At 66.3% G+C, this 258-nt stretch carries 1 pseudogene; it reads right to left on the reverse strand.

Annotated features, from left to right (window positions below):
* Nucleotides 1-44: 44 nt before the first annotated feature.
* Nucleotides 45-258 (reverse strand): annotated as a pseudogene (locus tag SB754_RS21270) (ABC transporter ATP-binding protein); the annotation flags it as partial.

Consider the following 258-nt stretch of genomic DNA (forward strand, 5'->3'; position numbering starts at 1 on the left):
GATCATTCTCCCCCGATCGAACCTCCGCCGCCAGCTTTTTCGTGCTAGACCAGCGACTCGCGCCACGCCCGGTGGAGCTGCGCAAACTTGCCGTCGCCCTGCTTGAGCGCTTCCGGCGCGTCGTCTTCGATGATCCGCCCGTACTCCATCACGAGCACGCGATCGGCGATCTCGACGGTCGACAGGCGGTGCGCGATGATGATCGCCGTGCGGTCGGCGAGCAGCGTCTGCAGGGCCTTCTGGATCGCCCTCTCCGAG

The sequence above is a fragment of the Leifsonia sp. SIMBA_070 genome (genome assembly GCF_046534635.1).
In the GTDB taxonomy this organism is placed as follows: domain Bacteria; phylum Actinomycetota; class Actinomycetes; order Actinomycetales; family Microbacteriaceae; genus Leifsonia.